The following is a 20,618-nucleotide window of genomic DNA, read 5'->3' as shown; positions in this document are numbered from 1 at the left end:
AGGCGAGCGGACGCTTGTGGCGTCGCTCAGGTACGCCGGGTCACGCGTCGGACCAGACGGTCGCCCGTGATTTGCACGGCCGAAACGAGTGCGATCAGGATCACGATCACGGTCACCATGACGGTCGTGTCGAAACGCTGATAGCCGTAGCGGATCGCGAGATCGCCGAGCCCGCCCGCGCCGACGGCGCCCGCCATCGCGGTCGAGCCGATCAGCGCGACGACGGTAATGGTGAAGCCGCCGAGCATGCCGGGCAGCGCTTCGGGCAGCAGCACGTGCCAGACGATGTGGCGGCGCTTCGCGCCCATCGCGAGCGCGGCCTCGATCAGCCCGCGATCGACTTCACGCAGGCTCACCTCGGCGATGCGCGCGAAGAACGGAATCGCTGCGATCGACAGCGGCACGACGGCCGCCCATACGCCGATCGTCGTGCCGATCAGCACGCGCGTGAACGGCAGCAGCGCGACGAGCAGGATGATGAACGGCGTCGAGCGGAACACGTTGACGAGCGCGCCGAGCACCGCGTTCACGCCGCGCCGCGCGTAGATGCCGCCGGGTGCGGTCGTCACGAGGATCACCGCGAGCGGGATGCCGATCAGCGCCGCGATCGCGGCCGACGCGGCGACCATCGACAGCGTGTCGCGAATCGCGTCGAGCAGTTCGGGCCACCAGAGATCAAACATAGCCGAGCACCTCCGCGTGATTCGCGTGGCGGCGCGCGCGTTCGAGCAGTGCGGCCACCGCGCCGCCGCGGGCCAGCGATTGGTCAGCATCATCCACGCGCGGTGCTGCCGCGATCACGAGCCGCCCTTGCGCATGCCCCTGGATGCGCTCGATCCCGCCGTGCAGGAACCGCACGGAGCCGCCGAGCGCCGCCGCGAGCGCGCCGACATCCGGCTCGCCGCCGCTCTCGCCCGTATAGCGGACGTCGAGCACGACCTGCGCGCCTTCAGGCAACGCGGCCTGCTCGGGCAACGGCTGCACGCGCGCGGCCAGTTCGGCCGGCAGGTCGTGCACGAGCGTGCTGAGCAGCGCGCGCGTCGCGCCGTGGCGCGGATCGCCGAACACGCGCCACACGGGGCCCGTTTCGACGACTTCGCCCTGTTCGATCACCGCGACCGTATCGCACACCGCGCGGATCACTTCCATCTCGTGCGTGATCAGCACGATCGTCAGCCCGAGGCGACGGTTGATGTCGGCGAGCAGCGCGAGGATCGACTGGGTCGTCTCGGGATCGAGCGCCGAGGTCGCCTCGTCGCACAGCAGCACCTCGGGATCGTGCACGAGCGCACGGGCAATGCCGACGCGCTGCTTCTGCCCGCCCGACAGGCTGGCCGGATACGCGTCGCGTTTCGCGGCCAGCCCGACGAGTTCGAGCAGCGCCTCGACCTTGCGCACGCGCTCGGCCTTCGGCACGCCGGCGATCTTCAGCGGCAGCGCGACGTTCTCGAACACCGTCTTCGCGGACAGCAGGTTGAAATGCTGGAACACCATGCCGGTGCGACGCCGCAGCGCGACGAGCCCGTCCTCGTCGAGCGCGCCGACGTCGACGCCCTGCACGCGCACGCGGCCCGAGCTCGGCCGTTCGAGCCCGTTCACGAGCCGCAGCAACGTCGACTTCCCGGCGCCGCTGCGGCCGATGATCCCGAATACCTCGCCGCGCCGCACGTCGAGCGTCACGTCGCGCAGCGCAGCGGCCTGGCCGCGCGGCGTCGCGAACACCTTGCCGACCTGCTCCAGCGACACGGCGGCGCCGCCGGCCGATTCGGCCGACACGGCCGCTGCGTCATGCGCCGCGGCAGCGGCACCGGCACCGGCACGCGCGGCCGATGCGTCGATAAAACCCAGCGTATCGAACAATTGCGTCATCGCTTCGCTCCGTCACGTTCAGGCATGCGCGGGATGCGCGGGTTCCGTTGCCGGCGCGGCGGCCGGCCGGTGCTGCGCGCCCGTGTGCCACGCGGGCAGGCGCGGGCCCGCGCCGAACAGCTTCTCGCGCAGCGTCGGCGCGGGATCGTAGTCTTCCTTGTAGACGCCGCGGTTCTGCAGCTCGGGCACGACCCAGTCGACGAAATCCTCGAACGACTCCGGCATCACGGTGCGCGTCAGGTTGAAACCGTCGATGCCGGTCTCGTCGATCCACGACTGCAGTTCGTCCGCGACCTGCGACGGCGAGCCGACGATCGGCGCATAGCGCCCGCCGAGCGACATCTGTTCGAGCATCCGCCGTACCGTCCACGTGCCGGCCGTGCTCTTGCGCGAGATCGCGTCGACGGCCGACTGGATCGAGTCGGTCTTTACGTACGAGATCGGCTCGTCGAGGCCGTACTTCGCGAAGTCGATGCCGGTCGAGCTCGCGAAATGCGCAAGGCCGGCTTCGGGGCTCGCATAGCGCCGGTATTCGTCGAACTTCTCTCGTGCGAGCAGCTCGGTCTCCGCCGTCACCACGCTCACGCCCGCGAAGATCCTGATCGATGCCGGGTCGCGCCCCTGCCGCGCGGCAGCCGCACGGATGTCGAGCGCCGCCGCACGCGCGGCGGCCTTGCTTTGGCCATTCACGAACACGCATTCGGCATGACGGCCCGCAAACTCGACGCCGCGCGCGGACGCACCGGCCTGGTATAGCACCGGCGTGCGCTGCAGCGACGGCTCGCTCAGGTGGATCGCATCGATCGAATAGAACGGCCCGTCGTGCTTCACGCGCCGCACCTTGCCCGGCTGCGCGAACACGCGCGCCTGCGCATCGCGGATCACCGCGTCGTCGTCCCAGCTCTGCTCCCACAGCTTGTAGACGACGTCCATGTAGTCGTCCGCGCGCGCGTAGCGGTCGTCATGGCCGATCTGCTGCGCGAGGCCCATGCCGCGCGCGGCGCTGTCGAGATAGCCGGTGACGATGTTCCAGCCCACGCGCCCTTTCGTCAGGTGATCGAGCGTCGACATGCGGCGTGCAAACAGGTAAGGCGGTTCGTAGGTCAGGTTCGCGGTCACGCCGAAGCCGAGATGCTTCGTGACCTGCGCCATCGCCGGCACGAGCAGCAGCGGATCGTTGACGGGCACCTGTACCGATTCGCGCAGCGCGGCATCGGGGCCGCCGCCGAACACGTCGTACACGCCGACGATGTCCGCAAGGAAGATCCCGTCGAACTTGCCGCGTTCGAGCGTTTTCGCGAGGTCGGCCCAGTAGTCGAGATCGGTGTAGTGCGCGGAGCGGTCGCGCGGATGCGTCCACAGCCCGTGGTTGATGTGCCCGACGCAGTTCATGTTGAACGCGTTGAGCAGGATCTTCTTGCGGTTCGCCGTCGTCATATGCCCGCCTCGATCACCACGCGATCGCGTACAGCGAGCCGAACGCGTTGTCGAGCGCACGGCGCACGGCCGGCGACTGCTGGTAGATCGCGATGAACTTGCGGATGCGCGGATCGTTCACGCTGTCCGGCCGCACGACCCACTGGATCGCGAAGATCTTGTTCTCGGTGCCGTCGAACAGCAGCGCGCTGTTCGGGTCGGTCGTGCCGGCGAGCTTGATGAAGCTCGGGTAGCCCTGCGCGAGATCGACGTCGTCGAGCGAACGCGCGAGTTGCGACGCCTCGAGCGGGATGATCTTCAGGTGCTTCGGATTCGACACGATGTCGTGTGTCGTCGCGCGGTAGTCGGCGCCCGGCTTCAGCGTGATGAGCCCCGCGCGCTGCAGCAGAAGCAGCCCGCGCCCGCCGTTCACCGGATCGTTCGCGATCGCGACCTTCGCGCCGTCCTTCAGCTCGCTGAAGTTCTTCACCTTCTTCGAATAGAGGCCGATCTTCATGATCGTGCCGGGCGCGATCGACACGAAGTTGTAGCCGCCCTGCTTGTTCGCGTTCTCGAGGAAGGGGATGTGCTGGAAGTAGTTGACGTCGATGTCCTTGTTCGCGAGCGCCGCGTTCGGCGTATTCCAGTCGGTGAATTCGATGATCCGCACGTCGAGCCCCTGCGCCTTCGCCTCCTTGGCGGCAACCTTCAGCGCCTCGATCTGCGGGCTGGTCGAAATGCCGACCTTCAGCGGCGCGGTGTCGGCCTGCGCACCATTGAGCAGCGCGACGCCAAGCAGCGCGGCGGCCAGCAGGCGCGTGATGCGGCCGGCGGAAAAGCGGGCGGAAAAAACGGCATGCAGCATGGAAACCACTCTCCTGTCCAAAGACGGTATCGACTGATGCGCGACGCCGCGGCGAACGCGCGGGCGTTCTCCGGACAGGGGGCATCACGTCGGAAAAGGATCAGCCGATGATAGAGAGCGGCGCGGGGACGGTCTACGAAGCGATTGTGCGAAGAAAATCGCGCGCGGCGATATGGCGGGCGGCCATGCCGGATCGGGGGCCTGACCGGGCGCCCGAATCCCGCGTGGCCGCGTGGCCGAAATCTCGGCCTGGGCGCCGGGAGAATTCCGAAATCTCGGCCAGCCGGTCGGGCCACACATTCCACAGACGAAACAAACGCCTTATAAATCAATGCATTAAAAAATCTCCGACAGGCCGGATTCCTGGCACGAGGGTTGCGTAATAGACGGCACACGATGCCGCGAAGCCATGCAGGCATTCCAACATCAGGAGACACGTCTTGCAGACCTCTATCCATACCCCGTCCCATCCGGAGCCGGCTTCCGACGCCGTCGCCACCCCGCGCGAGCGCTTCTGGCCGGAAGGCTGGTGGAAACTGATGGAAATCCGCATCGGCATCATTCCGCTGCCCGTCTACTTCATCCTGCTCGCGCTGATCGTCGGTTTCGCGGTGACGGGCAAGGTGCCCGGCGAGATCTCGATGGCGATCGCCGTGCTCGCGTTCTTCGGCTTCACGTGCGCGGAACTCGGCAAGCGCCTGCCGCTGTTGCGCAACATCGGCGCGGCCGCGATCTTCGCGACCTTCGTGCCGTCGGCGCTCACGTACTACCACCTGCTGCCCAAGCCGGTGCTGAACCTGACGGTCGAATTCACGAAGTCGACCAACTTCCTGTACCTGTTCATCGCGTCGATCATCGTCGGCAGCATCCTGAGCATGGACCGCCGCGTCCTGATCCAGGGCTTCCTGAAGATCTTCATCCCGCTGGCCGCCGGTTCGGTCGCGGCCGCGATCGTCGGCACGGCGGTGGGCACCGCGCTCGGCCTCGGCGCGCGCCACACGCTGCTGTACATCGTCGTGCCGATCATGGCGGGCGGCGTCGGCGAAGGCGCGATTCCGCTGTCGATCGGCTATTCGGAACTGATGCACCTGCCGCAAGGCGAGATGTTCGCGATGGTGCTGCCGCCGGTGATGCTCGGCAGCCTGACCGCGATCATCCTGTCGGGCGCGCTCGACATGCTCGGCAAGCGCATGCCGCACCTGACCGGCAACGGCCGCCTGCAGGTCGGCGAATCGGGTGACATGACGCCGGAAAGCGAAGAGATCCGCGGCCACGTCGACGTCACGCACATCGCGGGCGCCGGCATCACGGCGATCACGCTGTACCTCGTCGGCCTGATGGCGTTCAAGCTGTTCGGCCTGCCCGCGCCGGTCGCGATGCTGTTCCTCGCGGTGCTCGTGAAGCTCGCGCGCGCGGTGTCGCCGCCGCTGCAGGAAGGCGCGTTCGTCGTCTACAAGTTCTTCTCGACCGCCGTCACGTATCCGCTGCTGTTCGCGATCGGTGTCGCGATGACGCCGTGGGACAAGCTGACCGCCGCGTTCACGATCGTCAACGTCGTCACGATCGTGTCGACCGTCGCGACGCTGATGGGCACCGGTTTCGTGGTCGGCCGCCTGATGAAGATGTACCCTATCGACACCGCAATCGTGAACGCCTGCCACAGCGGGCAAGGCGGCACCGGCGACGTCGCGATCCTGACTGCCGCGAACCGGATGCAGCTGATGCCGTTCGCGCAGATCGCGACCCGCATCGGCGGTGCGATCGTCGTCACGGTCACGCTGATCCTGATCGCACACTTCGGATGACGCGCCGCCGCGCGCACCGTCGCGCCGGCCGCTTCGCACGCGCCGCCGCCGGCCTTGCCGGCGCGCGGCGCGCGTCGTTCGGGGCGGCCGGTTGCGGGCTTCGATGAGGGCGAACGTGCAGAAGAGCTTCAAGGGAATCCCGTGGTGGGGCTGGGCATCGGCCGGCGTGCTGTATGTGTGCGTGGCAGCCGCGGCCGTTGATTTCGCGTGGGAACGCGCGATCGACGCGCTCGAGGAAGCCGGCGCGCACCGGCTCGACCTGTATGCGTCGAGCCTGAAGAGCGAACTCGGCCGCTTCGAGATCCTGCCCGGCCTGGTCGCGCGGCAGGACGGCGTGCGCACGATGCTGAAAGCCGCGCCGCACGATGCCCCCGAACTCGTGCACACGGTCAACACGTACCTCGAAGCCGTGAACCGCGACGCGGGCAGCGGCGCGGTCGACGTGATCGACCTGCAAGGCGACGTGATCGCCGCCAGCAACTGGAACGAGACGCTCAGCTTCGTCGGCACTAACGTGTCGTACCGGCCGTATTTCAAGGACGCGCTCGCGCGCGGCAGCGGCCGCTTCTTCGGCATCGGCACCAACACCGGCGTGCCGGGCGTCTACTTCGCCAGCGCGGTGCGCGACGACGGCGTGCCGATCGGCGTGGCCGCCGTGAAGATCAGCGTCGATCCGCTGGAATCCGCATGGCGCGCGCCGGGCGTCGCCGCGATGGTCGTCGACGGCAACGGCGTGGTCGTGATCTCGACCGAACCCGCGTGGAAATTCACCGCGCTGCGCCCGATCACCGCGCAGCAGCAGCGCGACATCCAGGCGTCGCGACAATACGCGGGCCGCACCGTCGACGCGCTGCCGTACCGCCGCATCGGCGACCGCAGCGCGGCCTCGTGGTTCGGCACCTTCCCCGATCCCCGGCACACCGGCCGCACCACACGCTATCTCGTGATGTCGCGCCCCGCGCCGCAGACCGGCGATTCGCTGATGGTGCTGCTCGACATCGCGGGTGCGCGGCGCCAGCAGCAGACGGCCTTCGTGTTCGTCACCGGCGCGTTCCTGATCGCCGCGCTGCTGGCCGGCTACGCGATCCAGCGCCGCCGCGCGATCGTCGCGCGGCTGAACGCGCAGGACGCGCTGCGGCGCGCGAACGACCGGCTCGAGCTGACCGTCGCGCAGCGTACGGCCGCGCTGACGGCCGCGAACGAACAGATGCAGCGCGAGATCGTCGAGCGCGAGCGCACCGAGCAGCGGCTGCGTGCATCGCAGCAGGAAGTCGTGCACGCGGGCAAGCTCGCGGTGCTCGGGCAGATGGCCGCCGGCCTGACGCACGAGCTGAACCAGCCGCTCGTCGCGATCCGCACGCTGTGCGACAACGCGCGCACCTTCTTCGAGCGCGGCCAGCCGGCGCCGGCGCTCGCCAATCTCGAACGGATCGGCAAGCTCGTCGACAGCATGGCCGTGCTCACCGGCGAGCTGAAGACCTTCGCGCGCAAGCCGGACGTCGAGCGCGTCGCGGTCTCGCTGAACGAGGCCGTCGCGCATGCGCGGCTCATCTACGATGCGCGGATTCGCGACGAAGGCGTGCGGCTCGACGTGAACATCGCGCCCGGCACCGCCGTATCGGCCGAGTCGAGCCAGTTGCAGCAGGTGATCGTGAACCTGCTCGGCAACGCGCTCGACGCGGTGCACGATGCGCCCGTGCGCCGCATCGTCATCGAGGCCACCGGGCCGGACGAAGCCGGCCGCGTGCGCTTCACGGTCGCCGACAGCGGCGCGGGCATCGCGCCCGAGGTGCTGCCGCACCTGTTCGAGCCGTTCGTCACGACCAAGCCGCGCGGCCAGGGCCTCGGGCTCGGGCTCGCGATCACATCGCGCATCGTCGAGGCGTTCGGCGCGAAGATCGCCGCGACGAACCGCGACGAAGGCGGCGCGCAGTTCAGTATCGAATTCGCGGCGGCCACGCTGCAAAGGACAGAGCATGGAAGATGAGATTCGGGTGCTGGTCGTCGAGGACGATGAAAACGTCCGGATCGGCGTCGAGCAGGCGGTGGCGCTTGCCGGCTTCGCGGTCGATGCATTCGCGTCGGCCGCCGACGCGCTTCATCACGTCGCGCCCGGCGCGCCGGTCGTGATCGTGTCGGACGTGCGGATGCCGGGCATCGACGGGCTGCAGCTGCTCGATCGCGTGATGGCCATCGACGCGCAGATCCCGGTCGTGCTGATCAGCGGCCATGCCGATATCTCGACAGCCGTCGGCGCGATGCAGGTCGGCGCGTACGACTTCATCGAGAAGCCGTTCTCGTCGGACGTGATCGCAGGGCGCGTCGCGCGCGCGGTCGAGAAGCGCCGCCTGACGCTCGAGGTGCAGGGCCTGCGCGCGGCGCTGAACAACTGGCAGGGCATCGAGGCGTTCGTGCTCGGCAAGTCGCCCGCGATGGCCGACGTGCGCAAGAAAATCCTGCGCCTCGCCGGTACGTCGGTGTCGGTGCTGATCACCGGCGAAACGGGCACCGGCAAGGAACTGATCGCGCGCAGCCTGCACGACTTCGGCGGCCGGCGCGACGCGCATTTCGTCGCGCTGAACTGTGGCGGCCTGCCCGAACAGGTCTTCGAAAGCGAGCTGTTCGGCCACGAGGCCGGCGCGTTCACCGGCGCGATCAAGAAACGCATCGGCAAGATCGAATGGGCGGACGGCGGCACGCTGTTCCTCGACGAGATCGAGACGATGCCGGTTCCGCTGCAGGTCAAGATGCTGCGCGTGCTGCAGGAGCGCGTGGTCGAGCGGCTCGGCGCGAACGAGCTGATTCCGGTCGACTGCCGCGTGGTCGCCGCGTCGAAGGCCGACCTTGCCGAGCTCGCGGCCGACGGCCGCTTTCGCGCGGATCTTTTGTATCGCCTCAACGTCGCGCAGATCGAACTGCCGCCGCTGCGCGAGCGGCGCGAAGACGTGCCGCTGCTGTTCGAGCATTTCGTGCTCGCGGCTGCGCGGCGCTTCGGGCAGCCGGCGCCGGTCGTCACGGCTGCGCAGGTGTCCGAACTGATGACGCATGCGTGGCCCGGCAACGTGCGCGAGCTGCAGAACGTGGCCGACCGCTTCGTGCTCGGGCTGACCGGCGACAGCCTGCTGTCGTCCGGTGAGGCGCCGGCCGTGGGCGGCACGCTCGCGGAACAGCTCGCGTATTTCGAGCGGATGCTGATCGAGGACATGCTGCAGCGGCACAACGGCAACGTCGCGGATGCCAGCGTTGCGCTCGGCATGCCAAAGAAAACGCTCTATCACAAGCTGCGCAACCTGCGGATTCCCGCGCGCGGCGACGCGGCGGCCGATGGCGGCGAATGACGCGAACGAGGATACGCAGAACAGCATGGATCGCATCGAAGTCACCGAACACGGCCGCGTCACCGGCCATCTGATCCGCGGCGTCACGCGCGCGCAGAAAACCTTCCGGCCGAGCGACTGGCCCGAGCGCCTCGCGGGCGTCATCACGTTGTTCGTCGGCGAGCGGCGGCCCGGCTATCCGTGCGCGCTGTCGCGGCTCGCGATGCCCGTCGTCGACGGCAACGTCAAATGCCTGTTCGTGTCGGACGAATTGCGCACCGTCTGCGCGGACGCATTCGACTTCGCGATGCAGTTTGCGACCGACAACGACCTCCCCGTCGAACTTCAGACTGCGCCTGCGTTGACGGTGCGCTGAAACGCGGGCCGCTTTCGCGGCTCGCGCCCTTCCCTTTTCCCGGTTGCGATGCGCAGATGCGCAGGCCGCCACACGCCCTTTCCAGGCGTGTCCGGCTTCACGACCAATCGTTAGACGATTGAAAGCATCGACACCCATCCCCCTCCGACAAGGGTTTGCGGCCGAGCCATCAATAAAATTGATCGTCACGATGAAAATTATGCGTTTTCCTTGCAGGTCGCCGTGATGCATAGTTGCGTCGTGTTGACGCACCTTTGAGTCTTTCAGTCATGAACATGCGAATCGAGCCGTCCGTGCTCGCGAACCCCGACCTGCAATTTGCGACGCTTTCGTCAGGCATCAGCCTGCCGTATGTCGAGCGGGGCAGCGGTGCGCCGATGGTGTTCGTGCACGGCTCGCTGTGCGACTACCGCTACTGGGATCCGCAACTCGCCGCGCTGTCGGCCCACTACCGCTGCATCGCGCCGAGCCTCAGCCACTACTGGCCGGCCGTCGAAGCGGGCATCCAGGACGAATTCAGCTGGCAGAACCACGTCGACGAACTCGCCGAATTCATCGACGCGCTCGATCTCGGCCCCGTGCATCTGGTCGGCCATTCGCGCGGCGGCAGCGTCGCGTTCAACGTCGCGCGCCAGCATCCGCACCTCGTCGAGTCGCTGACGCTCGCCGATCCCGGCGGCCCGCTGCAACAGCCGGGCGTGCGCGAAGCCGCGCTGCCGGCCGCCGCACTTGCGCTGCGCACGAAGGCCGTGAACCTGATCGGGCAAGGCGACGTCGAATCGGGCCTCGAGATGTTCGTCGATTCCGTGAGCCTGCCCGGCGCGTGGAAGAAAAGCACGTCGCGCTTCCGCACGATGGCGATCGACAACGCGAGCACGCTGCCGAAGCAGCTGCGCGACCCGCTGCCCGCATATTCGCAGCAAACGGCCGGCGATATCGCATGCCGCACGCTGCTGATCGACGGCCAGCGCAGCCCGAAGATGTTCCGCAACAACGTCGACACGCTGTCGCAATGGATCGGCAATGCGCAACGACAGACCGTTGCCGGTGCGTCGCACGGAATGAATGCGGCGAGCCCCGCCGTGTTCAACCGCTTCGTGCACGAGTTCGTCGCCGCGTAAGTACCGTCGCATGAGGCGGCTTCAGAGCCGCCTTGCTGCAAGCCTCTCCCAAGACGATGCGGGCACTGCCCGCATCGCTTCTCCATCGGCCGGCGTGTGTCGTCGGCGCATCCGTTTCGTCACGCACGCTGCGCGCCGCATCAAGCCGCCGGTTCGACCTTGCGCGTGACCGCATCCGGCAGCCCGAACACGCTGTCGAAGGCCCAGTTGTACGTGAACGTGAAGATCGGGAAGAACACGATCAGCACCGCGTCGTACAGGAACGCCTGCAGCAGCGACACGTCGAGCCACCACGCGATCAACGGGATCAGGAACGTCACGAGCGCGACCTGGAAGCCGATCGCATGCAGCACGCGGCGACCGACCGTGCGCGTCATCGCCGCGCTGCGCCGCTCCCACGCCTCGAACGCGAGGTTGTACAGGAAATTGACGGTGACGCCCGTCGTCGAGATCATCACGCCCAGCAGGCCGCTCGTCGCCGCGCTCGCGCCGCTCAGCATGCCGAGCACCGACGATGCGACCAGAATGCCGAGCACCTCGAACATCACGACGTAAACTACGCGTCTCTTCCACCCTTGCATGACCATCCACCTTCATCTCGAACAAGGTGGCGAGACTATCAGCGGGCCTGCGTCCGCCAAAGTCAGGTCCTTTCAATTTTTCTGACAGGAGGCCGCCGATGCTGACCAGCGACCACATCGACATGCTGCTGACCGTCATCGACAAAGGCTCGTTTTCCGCAGCCGCGCGTGCGCTCGGCCGCACACCGTCGGCGGTCAGCATGGCGATCGCGAACCTCGAGGCCGAACTCGACCTCGTACTGTTCGACCGCGGCACGCGCGAACCGACACCGACCGCCGCGATGGCCGCGCTGCTGCCCGACGCGCGCTCGATCGCCGAGCAATTGCAGGTGCTGCGCGCACACGCGCAGCACTTGTCGGAAGGTGTCGAAGACACGCTGCGGCTCGGCGTCGCGGCCGAAATCGACAGCGCGCCCGTCGCCCGCGCGCTGGCGGCAGTCGCCGCGAAGTATCCGGCGCTCGCGGTCAGTGTCGTCACGGCGCCGCAGGACGCGATCGTCGACGCGCTGCATCGCGCCGCCGTCGATCTCTGTGTGGCGTACTGCGGGCTCGACCTCCATCCGCAGGAACAGATCCACGCGCTGTGGACCGAGACGCTCATTGCCGTCGCCGCGCCGGCCCATCCGCTGATCGCCGAAGGCGCGCATCCGGAAGCGATCGAGCGGCTGTCGGGCTTCCGGCAGATCGTGATCGCCGATCCGGAGCGGCCGTTGACCGACGTGCGGCCGTTGATCGGCAACCGCACGTGGAAAGTGACCGACATGGCGACCGCGATCGCGCTCGTGAAGGCCGGTCACGGTTGGGCGAACCTGCCTGCATCGGTGATCGGCGGGTACGTCGCCAACGGCGAACTCGCGCCGCTCGTGTTCGAGAACATCCGCAACGGGTTACCACTGCCCGTGTACCTGCGGCGGCCGAAGCATACGGGGCTCGGCAAAGCGGCGAGCGAACTGATTCGCGCACTGCGAACTGCATGCGACTGCAGGTAACCGGTGCGGCGGCGGTACCGCCGCACCGTCGGTCAACGCCCGAGGGCTTGACCGTTAGTTGCAGCTAGTCGCAGTCAGCGCGAGGCAGCCGCCGCACTCTGGATCGAATCGACGAGCGAAGCGTTGTCGTACCGTCGCCCGGCAATGCCCCATCCGCCATCGACGGCATGCACGACGTTCACCCACACTTGCGCGGGCGTCAGCCGCCCGCCCGCCCGATGCAGCACGATCTCGGTCGCCCGTTCGACGAATTGCCGCTGCTTGTCGGGCGCCGCGAGCGCCACGGCAGGCAGCTTCAGCTCGACGAACGCGGCGGGCTCCGCGCGGCCGTGCACGAAGGTCCGGTTGCGCGGCAGCACGTTGAGCGTGCCCACCACGTTCGGCGCCAGGAAGCCGTTCCCGGTCAACCCTTCGACGTCCAGCAGCGCATCGGTCAACTCGGCAAACACCGGCCCTTCGTCGTCCTGCGTGAAAACCCCTTCGGATACTGTCAGCGTAATCGGCATCGCACTTTCTCCAGGTCAGGTCATCGGAATCGTGACGTGATATAAATATCAGTCACTCTCTATACATTAGACACTGATCACTCTCTATGCAAGCGATAAAGAGCGATCGCTCTGAAGCGAGCCTGTCATGCGTTATTCCGTCGAGCACAAACACGAAACCCGCACGCGAATCCTCGAGGCCGCGAGCCGCCTGTTCCGCGAGGAAGGCTATGGCGGCTCCGGCATCGGTCCGCTGACGAAGGCGGCGGGCGTCACCAACGGCGCGTTCTACGGGCATTTCAAGACGAAGGGCGAAGCGTTCCGGCAGGTCGTCCTTGATGGCCTCGACCAGCTCCGGCAAGGCGTCGCGACGTTCAAGGCCGAGCACGGCGCACGCTGGCGCCGCCCGTTCGTGTCGTTCTACCTCGGGCCGCGGCGCACCTGCGCACTCGGCGAAAGCTGTGCGCTGCCGAGCCTGTCCCCGGAAGTGATGCGCGCCGACGACGAGACGCGCGACGCCTATGAGCAGGCGCTGCGGCAGATCGTCGACGACGTGTCGGCCGGGATGGGCGACACCCCCGACGACGACCGCGCGATCGCGTTCCTCGCACTGCTGTCGGGCGGCGTCACGCTCGCGCGCGCGGTGCGCGATCCCGAACTGGCGCAGCGCATCGCCGATGCGGTCGGCCGCTACGCGGTGGTCATCGCCGAGCGCACGGACGTGAAGCCCGACGAGCAGCCGTAACGCGCGGCCAATAAAAAACCCCGATCCGCATTGCCGCGAATCGGGGTTCTGCTTCGATCAGCCTTCTGTCTGAACGGCCCTTGGCGGGCCTCGGCATCAACGCGCGGCGACCTCCGCCTTGACGGACGCCGCATCGCCAACCGCCGTCGGCGCCGCACCCCACCCGCCGCCGAGCGCGCGGATCAGGTTGACGGTCGATACGGCCTGCGCGCCGGTAAGCTGGTTCGCCTGCAGTTGCGACTGCAGCACCGAGCGCTCGCTGTCGATCACGTCGAGATAGGCGACCTCGCCTTCCTGGTACTGCGTGCGCGACAACGTCGCCGCGCGCCGCGACGCGTTGACAGCCGCATCCTGCGCGCGGATCTGGTCGTCGAGCAGGCGCAGGTCGGCGAGATTGTCCTCGACCTCACGGAACGCGACGAGCACCTGCTGCCGGTAGTTCGCGACCTGCTCGTCGTACTGCGCGCGCGCCTGCTGCACGCCGGCCGCACGGCGTCCGCCGTCGAACAGCGGCAGCGTCAGCGCAGTGCCCGCGAACGGCCCGAGCAGGAACGTACGGCTCGACCACAGGAACAGGTTGCCGAGCGTCGACGCTTCATAACCGAACGCCCCGGTGATATCGAGCTTCGGGAAGTACGCGGACTTCGCGAGGCCGATCCGCGCGTTCGCGGCCGCCATCGCACGCTCGGCCGCCGATACGTCCGGACGGCGTTCGAGCAGCGCGGACGGCAGGCCCGGCGGCACCTTCACCGCGACCGGCACGATCGGCGTTTCCTTGAACCCGAAATCCGCCGGCGCCTTGCCGAGCAGGATCGCGAGCGCATGCTCGGACGCCGCACGCCGGCGCGCGACGCCGACCGCATCGGCCTGCGCGCTGGCCAGCTCGTTCTTCGCGCGCGACACGTCGAGTTCGCTGATATCGCCTTCGTTGAAGCGGCGCTGCACGAGCTTCAGTGCCTGGTCGCGCAGCTCCACCGTGCGGCGGTACAGATCCTGGTCGGAATCGAGCTGGCGCAGTTCGAAGTAGTTCTGCGCGACATCCGCCTGCAGCGCGAGCTGCACCGAACGGAACAGCGCTTCGCTCTGCGCCTGGTCGGCACGCGACGCCTCGACGTTGCGACCGACACGGCCGAACAGGTCGGCCTCGTACGACACCGTACCCTGCGCGCGCCACAGCGTCGCATTGGTCGGGCCCGTGCCCTGCGGCTGGAACTGCGACGCCGACGACAACCCTTCGCGCGTCGGCCCGAAGCCGGCACCGACCTGCGGGAACCATTGCGAGCGCGCGGTACGCGTCGCCGCACGCGCTTCCTCGACGCGCGCGGCCGCAGCCTTCAGGTTCTGGTTCGCGGCGAGTGCCTGCGTCTCGAGCGAATCGAGCACCGGGTCGCCGAACACCTTCCACCATTCGCCGCGGTGTTCGCCGTCCGACGGCTCGGCCGTCTTCCACGTGCCGGCCTGTTCGCCCGCGGCGAGCGTCGGCGCTTCCTTGAACGCGGCGGGCGTCGACACATCCGGGCGCTTGTAGTCGGGCCCCACCGCGCACGCGGCGAGCAGCGTCGCGAGCAGGGTGCTCGCGGCCGCCACCTTCGCGAAGCGCATCAGGCCGTTCGTGTTGTGCATGTAGTCCATCTTTTTATCCTCAAGCATCCGGAGCCGGTACGCCGGGGGGCGTCACGCCATAACCCGCCGAGTCCTTGCCGGCGACGTGAATCTTGCCGCCCGCGAGCGTACGCAGCACGACGTAGAACACCGGCGTCAGCATCAGCCCGAACAGCGTCACGCCGAGCATCCCGAAGAACACCGCGACACCCATCGCATGGCGCATTTCCGAACCGGCGCCCGTCGACGTGACGAGCGGCACCACGCCCATGATGAACGCGATCGACGTCATCAAAATCGGGCGCAGCCGCAGCCGGCTCGCCTCGATCGCGGCCTCGAGCGGCGTCCTGCCGTCGTGTTCGAGCTCACGCGCGAACTCGACGATCAGGATCGCGTTCTTCGCCGATAGCCCCACCAGCACCATCAAGCCGATCTGCGTGAAGATGTTGTTGTCGCCCTGCGTGAGCCACACGCCTGTGAGCGCCGACAGGATGCTCATCGGCACGATCAGGATCACCGCGAGCGGCAGCGTCAGGCTTTCATACAGCGCGGCGAGCACGAGGAACACGAGCAGCACGCTGATCGGGAACACATACATCGCCGAATCGCCTGCAAGAATCTGCTGATACGTGAGGTCGGTCCATTCGAACCGCACACCGCGCGGCAGCGTTTCATGCGCGATCCGCTCGATCGCGGCCTGCGCCTGCCCCGACGAGAAGCCCGGCGCCGGGCCGCCGTTGATGTCGGCCGCCGTGTAGCCGTTGTAGCGCACGACCATTTCCGGGCCGAACGTCGGCGTCACCGTGACCAGCGACGACAGCGGCACCATCTCGCCCTTGTCGTTGCGCGTCTTCAACTGCAGGATGTCGTCCGCGCGCTGGCGGAACGGCGCGTCGGCCTGCACGCGCACCTGGTACACCCGCCCGAAGCGGTTGAAGTCGTTCACGTACAGCGAGCCGAGATACACCTGCATCGTGTTGAACACGTCGGTGACGGGCACGCCCAACTGCTTCGCCTTCACGCGGTCGAGATCGACGTTGAGCTGCGGCACGTTGATCTGGTAGCTCGTGAACAACGGGCCGAGTTCAGGCGCCTGCTGCGCACGCTTGATGAAATCGTTGGTCGCATCCGCGAGCCGCGCGTAGCCAACCGCGCCGCGATCCTCGATCTGCATCTTGAACCCACCGAGCGTACCGAGGCCCAGCACCGGCGGCGGCGGGAACACCGCGACGAACGAGTCCTTCATCGCGCCGTACTGCTGGTTCAGCGCACCCGCGATCGCGCCCGCCGACAGCGCCTTGCCATGCCGTTCCGAGAACGGCTTCAGCGTGACGAACACGATGCCCGCGCTCGAGCTGTTCGTGAAGCCATTCACCGACAGCCCCGGGAACGCCACCGCGCTCTCGACACCCGGCTGCTTCAGCGCGATCGAGCCCATGTCGCGGATCACCTTCTCGGTACGGTCGAGCGACGCACCGTTCGGCAGTTGCGCGAACGCGATCAGGTATTCCTTGTCCTGCGCGGGCACGAAGCCGCCCGGCACGACCTTCGACACCAGCACGGTCGCGCCCACCAGCACGAGGTACACGCCCAGCATCGCCGTCTTGCGCGACAGCACGCCGCGCACGCCTCGGCCGTAGTTCTCCGCGCCGCGATGGAACACCTTGTTGAAGCCGCGGAAGAACCCGCCGAGCACGCGGTTCATCACGCGCGTGAGCCAGTCTTCCTTCTCGCCGTGCCCCTTCAGCAGGATCGCGGACAGCGCCGGCGACAGCGTCAGCGAGTTGAACGCCGAGATCACCGTCGAGATCGCGATGGTCATCGCGAACTGCTTGTAGAACTGGCCGGTCAGGCCCGACATGAATGCCAGCGGCACGAACACGGCGACGAGCGTCAGCGCGATCGCGATGATCGGCCCGCTCACTTCCTGCATCGCCTTGTAGGTTGCCTGCCGCGCGTTCATCCCGCTCTCGATGTTCCGCTCGACGTTCTCGACGACGACGATCGCATCGTCGACCACGATCCCGATCGCGAGCACCATCCCGAACAATGACAACGCGTTGATCGAATACCCGAACGCGAGCAGCAGCGAGAACGTGCCGATGATCGACACCGGCACCGCGATCAGCGGAATCAGCGACGCGCGCCAGGTCTGCAGGAACACGATCACGACGATCACGACCAGCGCGATCGCTTCGAGCAGCGTGTGCACGACGGCCTTGATCGACGAGCGCACGAACTGCGTCGGGTCATAGACGATCTTGTAGTCGATGCCCGCCGGCATGTCCTGCTTCAGCTCGGCCATCGTCTTGCGCACTTCGTCCGAGATCTGCAGCGAGTTCGCGCCCGGCGACTGGTTGATCGCCATCGCGACGGCCGGCTTGTTGTCGAGCAGCGAGCGCAGCCCGTATTCGGACGCGTCGAGCTGGATCCGCGCGATGTCGCGCAGGCGCGTGACGCCGCCGTCCGGCGTCGTCTTCACGACGATGTCGCCGAATTCGTCTTCCGTCTGCAGGCGGCCTCGTGCGTTCACCGACAGCTGCAGCGGCGTGCCGGGCAGCGACGGCGAAGCGCCGATCACGCCGGCCGCGACCTGCACGTTCTGCTCGCGGATCGACTGCACGACGTCCTCGGCCGACAGCCCGCGCTGCGCGACCTTCTGCGGATCGAGCCACACGCGCATCGCGTAGTCGCCCGAACCCCACAGCTGCACCTGGCCGACGCCCTGGATCCGCGACAGGCGATCCTTCACGTTGATCAGCGCGTAGTTGCGCAGGTAAGTCATGTCGTAGCGGTTGTCCGGCGAGATCAGGTGGACCACCATCGTCAGCGTCGGCGAGCTTTTCACCGTCGTGATGCCGAGCCGTTGCACGTCTTCCGGCAGGCGCGGCAGCGCCTGGTTCACGCGGTTCTGCACGAGCTGCGTGGCCTTGTCCGGATCGGTGCCGAGCTTGAACGTGACGGTGATCGTCATGTTGCCGTCGCTGTTCGCCTGCGACTGCATGTAGAGCATGTCCTCGACGCCGTTGATCTGCTCTTCAAGCGGCGACGCGACCGTCTCGGCGATCACTTTCGGGTTCGCGCCCGGGTACTGCGCCTTCACGATCACGGAAGGCGGCACGACTTCCGGATACTCCGAGATCGGCAGGAGGAACATCGCGATCACCCCGCCGAGCAGGATGATCACCGATAGGACTCCTGCGAAGATCGGCCGGTCGATAAAGAATTTTGAAATGTTCATGTGTGGCTCTGTCTGGTTGAACGCGGATGCGAAGCGGCGGGCCGCTTACGAATCCGCCTTCGCCGGTGCGGCCGGCTTCGCGTTGTCCGCCAGCGGCGCGGACGGCGCGTCACCGCCCGTCATCGGGACCATGTGCGGCTTCACCTGTTCGCCGGGGCGAACGCGCTGCGTGCCGTTCACGACCACGCGATCGCCTGCCGCGAGGCCGCTCACGATCACGCGCCGGTTGCCGTGCTGCATCCCCTGCTGCACTTCGCGGTACGACACGCGGCCCTGCTGGTCGACGACGAACACGAACTTCTTGTCCTGGTCGGTGTTGATCGCCGCGTCGTCGACGAGCAGCGCCTCGTGCGGCGCGCTGCCGCCCACCTTCACGCGTGCGTACAGGCCCGGGACGAGCGCACCGTCCGTGTTGTCGAAGCGCGCGCGCACGCGGATCGTGCCCGACGACGTGTCGAGCCGGTTGTCGACCGAGTCGATCTCGCCGCTGCGCGAGTAGCCGGTTTCGTTCGCGAGGCCGAGCTCGACCGGCACCTTGCGGCCGTTGCGCGCGCCGTTGATGTATTGCAGGTAGGTCTGTTCATCCGCGTCGAACGACGCGTAGATCGGCGACACCGACACCAGCGTGGTGAGCGGCGCGGCCGACGCGCCGGCCGACACGACGTTGCCGAGCGTGATTTCCGCACGCGACACGCGACCCGAGACAGGCGCGGTGATCCGCGTATAGCCGAGGTTGATGCGCGCCGTTTCCAGCGCAGCGTCGGCGGCCTTCAGGTTCGCCGCCGCCTCACGCGCCGCGTTCTGCTTCTCGTCGTAGTCGCGCTTTGCGATCGCGTTGTCGCCGATCAGCCGCTGCGCGCGCTGCCAGTCGGTCTGCGCGTAGCCGTTGCGCGCCTGCGCGGCCGCGAGCTGCGCGGCCGCGCGATCGGTTTCGGCCTGGTACGGGCGCGGATCGATCACGAACAGCACGTCGCCCTTCTTCACGAGCGCGCCGTCCTTGAAGTTCACCGCGACGATCGTGCCCGACACCTGCGGGCGCACGTCGACCTTCTCGACCGCTTCGAGGCGGCCCGAATAACTCTGCCAGTCGGTGACGGTCTGCGGCACGACGGTCGCGACATCGACTTCGGGAAGCGGCGCTGCCGATTTCTCGGGCGCGTTCGCGTTCACGCGCATCGCGCCGAACGTTCCGAGGCCGACGACGGCGAGCGTCACGATCGCCGCTGTCGCGATTCGGGAGCGGGAGGTGCGTAGGATGGCCATGTGGATCTCCAGTAAACGTGGATTGGTTTTGGTTATTCGGAACGGTTCGGCTGGCGCGCCTGGAAGCGGCACTGGAAGAAGCGCACGGCTTCCTCGAAGGCGGCTTCGTGCGTCGCGAGCGCGGCGTGCGTGATGTCCGGATAGCGGATCACCTGCGTGAGCACGCCCGACGAGATCAGGCAGCCCGCATATTTCTCCGCCTCGACATGCAGCACGTCGTTCTGCGCGGTGACGACGAGCGTCGGCGGCAGGCCCGCGAGGCGCACCGATTCGAGCGGCGCCGCGTACGGATGCATGCGTTGCGCGGCCTGCGGCAGATACGCGCGATAGCATGCCGCGCATTCGCGCGCGGTGATGTCGGAGGCGAGGCGCTCGGCGTCGCCGATGCGCGTCATGCTCGGGTCGAGCATCGGCCCGAACAGCGCCTGCGCGACGATCGACACTTCACCGCGGTCACGTGCGATGAATGCCAGGCAGTTCGCGAGCTGGCCGCCGGCATCATGGCCGGCGACACCGATCTTCTTCGGGTTGCCGCCGAACGCGCGGGCGCGCGTCGCGGCCCACACGGCGGCGCGATACGCATCCTCCGGCGCGGCCGGAAAGGGATAGGCCGGCGCGAGCGAATAATCGACCGACACTACGAGAGCTGGTAAGCGTTCTGCTAAAAAACGCGCGGCGAAATCGGCGTCTTCGAGCGAACCGCGGACGAAGCCGCCGCCGTGGAAATAAAGCACTACTGGCAACCCGGTTTTGTCCGGGCGCCGGTAGAGGCGCAGCACGATGTCCTGCGCGTAGCCGGGAATTTCCACTTCGGCGACCGTCAGCGCCGCGCCCGCCGTGGCTTGCGCGGGCAACGCGGCTTTCAGGAATTTGCTGAATTCAGAAGCGTCCATGACGATGCAGCATCCATTTCGAGATGGAACGAATTCTGGGTCCGGCAGAC

General features: G+C 67.5%; 17 protein-coding genes. 7 read left to right on the top strand and 10 right to left on the bottom strand.

Features of this window, described 5'->3' with window-relative positions:
• Window positions 1-26 precede the first annotated feature (26 nt).
• The 4 genes from ACPTTF_RS18660 to ACPTTF_RS18645 are packed head-to-tail and all read right to left on the bottom strand — an operon-like array spanning window position 27 to window position 4,150.
• Window positions 27-683, bottom strand: a complete 657-nt coding sequence (locus ACPTTF_RS18660) for a methionine ABC transporter permease (protein ID WP_166956514.1) — start codon at window positions 681-683, stop codon at window positions 27-29.
• A complete protein-coding gene (locus ACPTTF_RS18655) occupies window positions 676-1,869 on the bottom strand; it encodes a methionine ABC transporter ATP-binding protein (RefSeq protein ID WP_423367701.1) in 1,194 nt (397 codons plus the stop codon). Before ACPTTF_RS18655 ends, ACPTTF_RS18660 begins: the two co-directional genes overlap by 8 nt.
• Window positions 1,870-1,887: 18 nt before the next feature.
• Entirely contained in the window at window positions 1,888-3,306 is a 1,419-nt protein-coding gene (locus ACPTTF_RS18650; RefSeq protein WP_423367700.1) for an LLM class flavin-dependent oxidoreductase, read from the bottom strand.
• 13 nt (window positions 3,307-3,319) lie between these two features.
• A complete protein-coding gene (locus ACPTTF_RS18645; protein WP_423367699.1) occupies window positions 3,320-4,150 on the bottom strand; it encodes a MetQ/NlpA family ABC transporter substrate-binding protein in 831 nt (276 codons plus the stop codon).
• Window positions 4,151-4,590: 440 nt separating this feature from the next.
• On the opposite strand from ACPTTF_RS18645, the gene ACPTTF_RS18640 reads away from it, so the two are divergent.
• From ACPTTF_RS18640 to ACPTTF_RS18620, 5 genes are all read left to right on the top strand, one after another.
• Complete coding sequence (locus ACPTTF_RS18640) at window positions 4,591-5,955, top strand: 2-hydroxycarboxylate transporter family protein (protein ID WP_166956502.1); 1,365 nt, start codon at window positions 4,591-4,593, stop codon at window positions 5,953-5,955.
• A gap of 103 nt (window positions 5,956-6,058) precedes the next feature.
• Complete coding sequence (locus ACPTTF_RS18635; protein WP_423367698.1) at window positions 6,059-7,942, top strand: sensor histidine kinase; 1,884 nt, start codon at window positions 6,059-6,061, stop codon at window positions 7,940-7,942.
• The gene (locus ACPTTF_RS18630) at window positions 7,932-9,293 is read left to right on the top strand and encodes a sigma-54-dependent transcriptional regulator (protein ID WP_166956496.1); all 1,362 of its coding nucleotides are present in this window, start codon (window positions 7,932-7,934) and stop codon (window positions 9,291-9,293) included. The genes ACPTTF_RS18635 and ACPTTF_RS18630 overlap by 11 nt, the downstream gene beginning before the upstream one ends.
• A gap of 25 nt (window positions 9,294-9,318) precedes the next feature.
• The gene (locus ACPTTF_RS18625) at window positions 9,319-9,648 is read left to right on the top strand and encodes a DUF3579 domain-containing protein (protein ID WP_423367697.1); all 330 of its coding nucleotides are present in this window, start codon (window positions 9,319-9,321) and stop codon (window positions 9,646-9,648) included.
• Window positions 9,649-9,917: 269 nt separating this feature from the next.
• Window positions 9,918-10,769 (top strand): alpha/beta fold hydrolase, encoded by an 852-nt coding sequence (locus ACPTTF_RS18620; RefSeq protein ID WP_423367696.1) that lies wholly within the window; start codon window positions 9,918-9,920, stop codon window positions 10,767-10,769.
• A 140-nt stretch (window positions 10,770-10,909) separates the two neighbouring features.
• On the opposite strand, the gene ACPTTF_RS18615 is transcribed toward ACPTTF_RS18620, so the two are convergent.
• Window positions 10,910-11,350 carry a PACE efflux transporter gene (locus ACPTTF_RS18615; RefSeq protein WP_423367695.1) on the bottom strand — a complete coding sequence of 147 codons (441 nt, stop codon included), beginning with the start codon at window positions 11,348-11,350 and terminating at the stop codon, window positions 10,910-10,912.
• 98 nt (window positions 11,351-11,448) lie between these two features.
• On the opposite strand from ACPTTF_RS18615, the gene ACPTTF_RS18610 reads away from it, so the two are divergent.
• Window positions 11,449-12,339 carry a LysR family transcriptional regulator gene (locus ACPTTF_RS18610; RefSeq protein WP_423367694.1) on the top strand — a complete coding sequence of 297 codons (891 nt, stop codon included), beginning with the start codon at window positions 11,449-11,451 and terminating at the stop codon, window positions 12,337-12,339.
• A 74-nt stretch (window positions 12,340-12,413) separates the two neighbouring features.
• Here the strand turns inward: ACPTTF_RS18610 and ACPTTF_RS18605 are convergent, their stop codons facing one another.
• Window positions 12,414-12,845, bottom strand: a complete 432-nt coding sequence (locus ACPTTF_RS18605; protein ID WP_423367693.1) for a Tautomerase enzyme — start codon at window positions 12,843-12,845, stop codon at window positions 12,414-12,416.
• Window positions 12,846-12,972: 127 nt separating this feature from the next.
• Here ACPTTF_RS18605 and ACPTTF_RS18600 point away from each other — a divergent pair, with 127 nt between their 5' ends.
• On the top strand, window positions 12,973-13,569 hold the full coding sequence (locus ACPTTF_RS18600; protein WP_423367692.1) for a TetR/AcrR family transcriptional regulator: 597 nt from the start codon (window positions 12,973-12,975) through the stop codon (window positions 13,567-13,569).
• 96 nt (window positions 13,570-13,665) lie between these two features.
• Here the strand turns inward: ACPTTF_RS18600 and opcM are convergent, their stop codons facing one another.
• From opcM to ACPTTF_RS18580, 4 genes are read right to left on the bottom strand one after another with little or no spacing between them, the layout of a single operon-like run.
• On the bottom strand, window positions 13,666-15,201 hold the full coding sequence (gene opcM, locus ACPTTF_RS18595; RefSeq protein ID WP_166956475.1) for a multidrug efflux transporter outer membrane subunit OpcM: 1,536 nt from the start codon (window positions 15,199-15,201) through the stop codon (window positions 13,666-13,668).
• A 10-nt stretch (window positions 15,202-15,211) separates the two neighbouring features.
• Entirely contained in the window at window positions 15,212-18,412 is a 3,201-nt protein-coding gene (gene ceoB / locus ACPTTF_RS18590) for a multidrug efflux RND transporter permease subunit CeoB (protein ID WP_423367691.1), read from the bottom strand.
• A 45-nt stretch (window positions 18,413-18,457) separates the two neighbouring features.
• Window positions 18,458-19,675, bottom strand: a complete 1,218-nt coding sequence (gene ceoA / locus ACPTTF_RS18585) for a multidrug efflux RND transporter periplasmic adaptor subunit CeoA (RefSeq protein WP_166956469.1) — start codon at window positions 19,673-19,675, stop codon at window positions 18,458-18,460.
• A gap of 32 nt (window positions 19,676-19,707) precedes the next feature.
• Complete coding sequence (locus ACPTTF_RS18580) at window positions 19,708-20,568, bottom strand: alpha/beta hydrolase (protein ID WP_166956466.1); 861 nt, start codon at window positions 20,566-20,568, stop codon at window positions 19,708-19,710.
• Window positions 20,569-20,618 lie beyond the last annotated feature (50 nt).

The sequence above is a fragment of the Burkholderia crassaminum genome (assembly GCF_964265005.1).
Taxonomy (GTDB): Bacteria; Pseudomonadota; Gammaproteobacteria; order Burkholderiales; family Burkholderiaceae; genus Burkholderia.
Note: the sequence above shows the minus strand (reverse complement) of the source record. Positions and strands in the feature narration are given on the sequence as shown.

What these genes read in the sequence shown, in the direction of transcription:
- ACPTTF_RS18650 (WP_423367700.1), bottom strand. Translation starts at nt 3,306, where the DNA reads ATGACGACGGCGAACCGCAAGAAGATCCTGCTCAACGCGTTCAACATG.
- ACPTTF_RS18655 (WP_423367701.1), bottom strand. Translation starts at nt 1,869, where the DNA reads ATGACGCAATTGTTCGATACGCTGGGTTTTATCGACGCATCGGCCGCG.
- ACPTTF_RS18620 (WP_423367696.1), top strand. Translation starts at nt 9,918, where the DNA reads ATGAACATGCGAATCGAGCCGTCCGTGCTCGCGAACCCCGACCTGCAA.
- ACPTTF_RS18635 (WP_423367698.1), top strand. Translation starts at nt 6,059, where the DNA reads ATGAGGGCGAACGTGCAGAAGAGCTTCAAGGGAATCCCGTGGTGGGGC.
- ACPTTF_RS18630 (WP_166956496.1), top strand. Translation starts at nt 7,932, where the DNA reads ATGGAAGATGAGATTCGGGTGCTGGTCGTCGAGGACGATGAAAACGTC.
- ACPTTF_RS18610 (WP_423367694.1), top strand. Translation starts at nt 11,449, where the DNA reads ATGCTGACCAGCGACCACATCGACATGCTGCTGACCGTCATCGACAAA.
- ACPTTF_RS18625 (WP_423367697.1), top strand. Translation starts at nt 9,319, where the DNA reads ATGGATCGCATCGAAGTCACCGAACACGGCCGCGTCACCGGCCATCTG.
- ACPTTF_RS18615 (WP_423367695.1), bottom strand. Translation starts at nt 11,350, where the DNA reads ATGCAAGGGTGGAAGAGACGCGTAGTTTACGTCGTGATGTTCGAGGTG.
- ceoB (WP_423367691.1), bottom strand. Translation starts at nt 18,412, where the DNA reads ATGAACATTTCAAAATTCTTTATCGACCGGCCGATCTTCGCAGGAGTC.
- ACPTTF_RS18645 (WP_423367699.1), bottom strand. Translation starts at nt 4,150, where the DNA reads ATGCTGCATGCCGTTTTTTCCGCCCGCTTTTCCGCCGGCCGCATCACG.
- opcM (WP_166956475.1), bottom strand. Translation starts at nt 15,201, where the DNA reads ATGGACTACATGCACAACACGAACGGCCTGATGCGCTTCGCGAAGGTG.
- ACPTTF_RS18580 (WP_166956466.1), bottom strand. Translation starts at nt 20,568, where the DNA reads ATGGACGCTTCTGAATTCAGCAAATTCCTGAAAGCCGCGTTGCCCGCG.
- ACPTTF_RS18605 (WP_423367693.1), bottom strand. Translation starts at nt 12,845, where the DNA reads ATGCCGATTACGCTGACAGTATCCGAAGGGGTTTTCACGCAGGACGAC.
- ceoA (WP_166956469.1), bottom strand. Translation starts at nt 19,675, where the DNA reads ATGGCCATCCTACGCACCTCCCGCTCCCGAATCGCGACAGCGGCGATC.
- ACPTTF_RS18660 (WP_166956514.1), bottom strand. Translation starts at nt 683, where the DNA reads ATGTTTGATCTCTGGTGGCCCGAACTGCTCGACGCGATTCGCGACACG.
- ACPTTF_RS18600 (WP_423367692.1), top strand. Translation starts at nt 12,973, where the DNA reads ATGCGTTATTCCGTCGAGCACAAACACGAAACCCGCACGCGAATCCTC.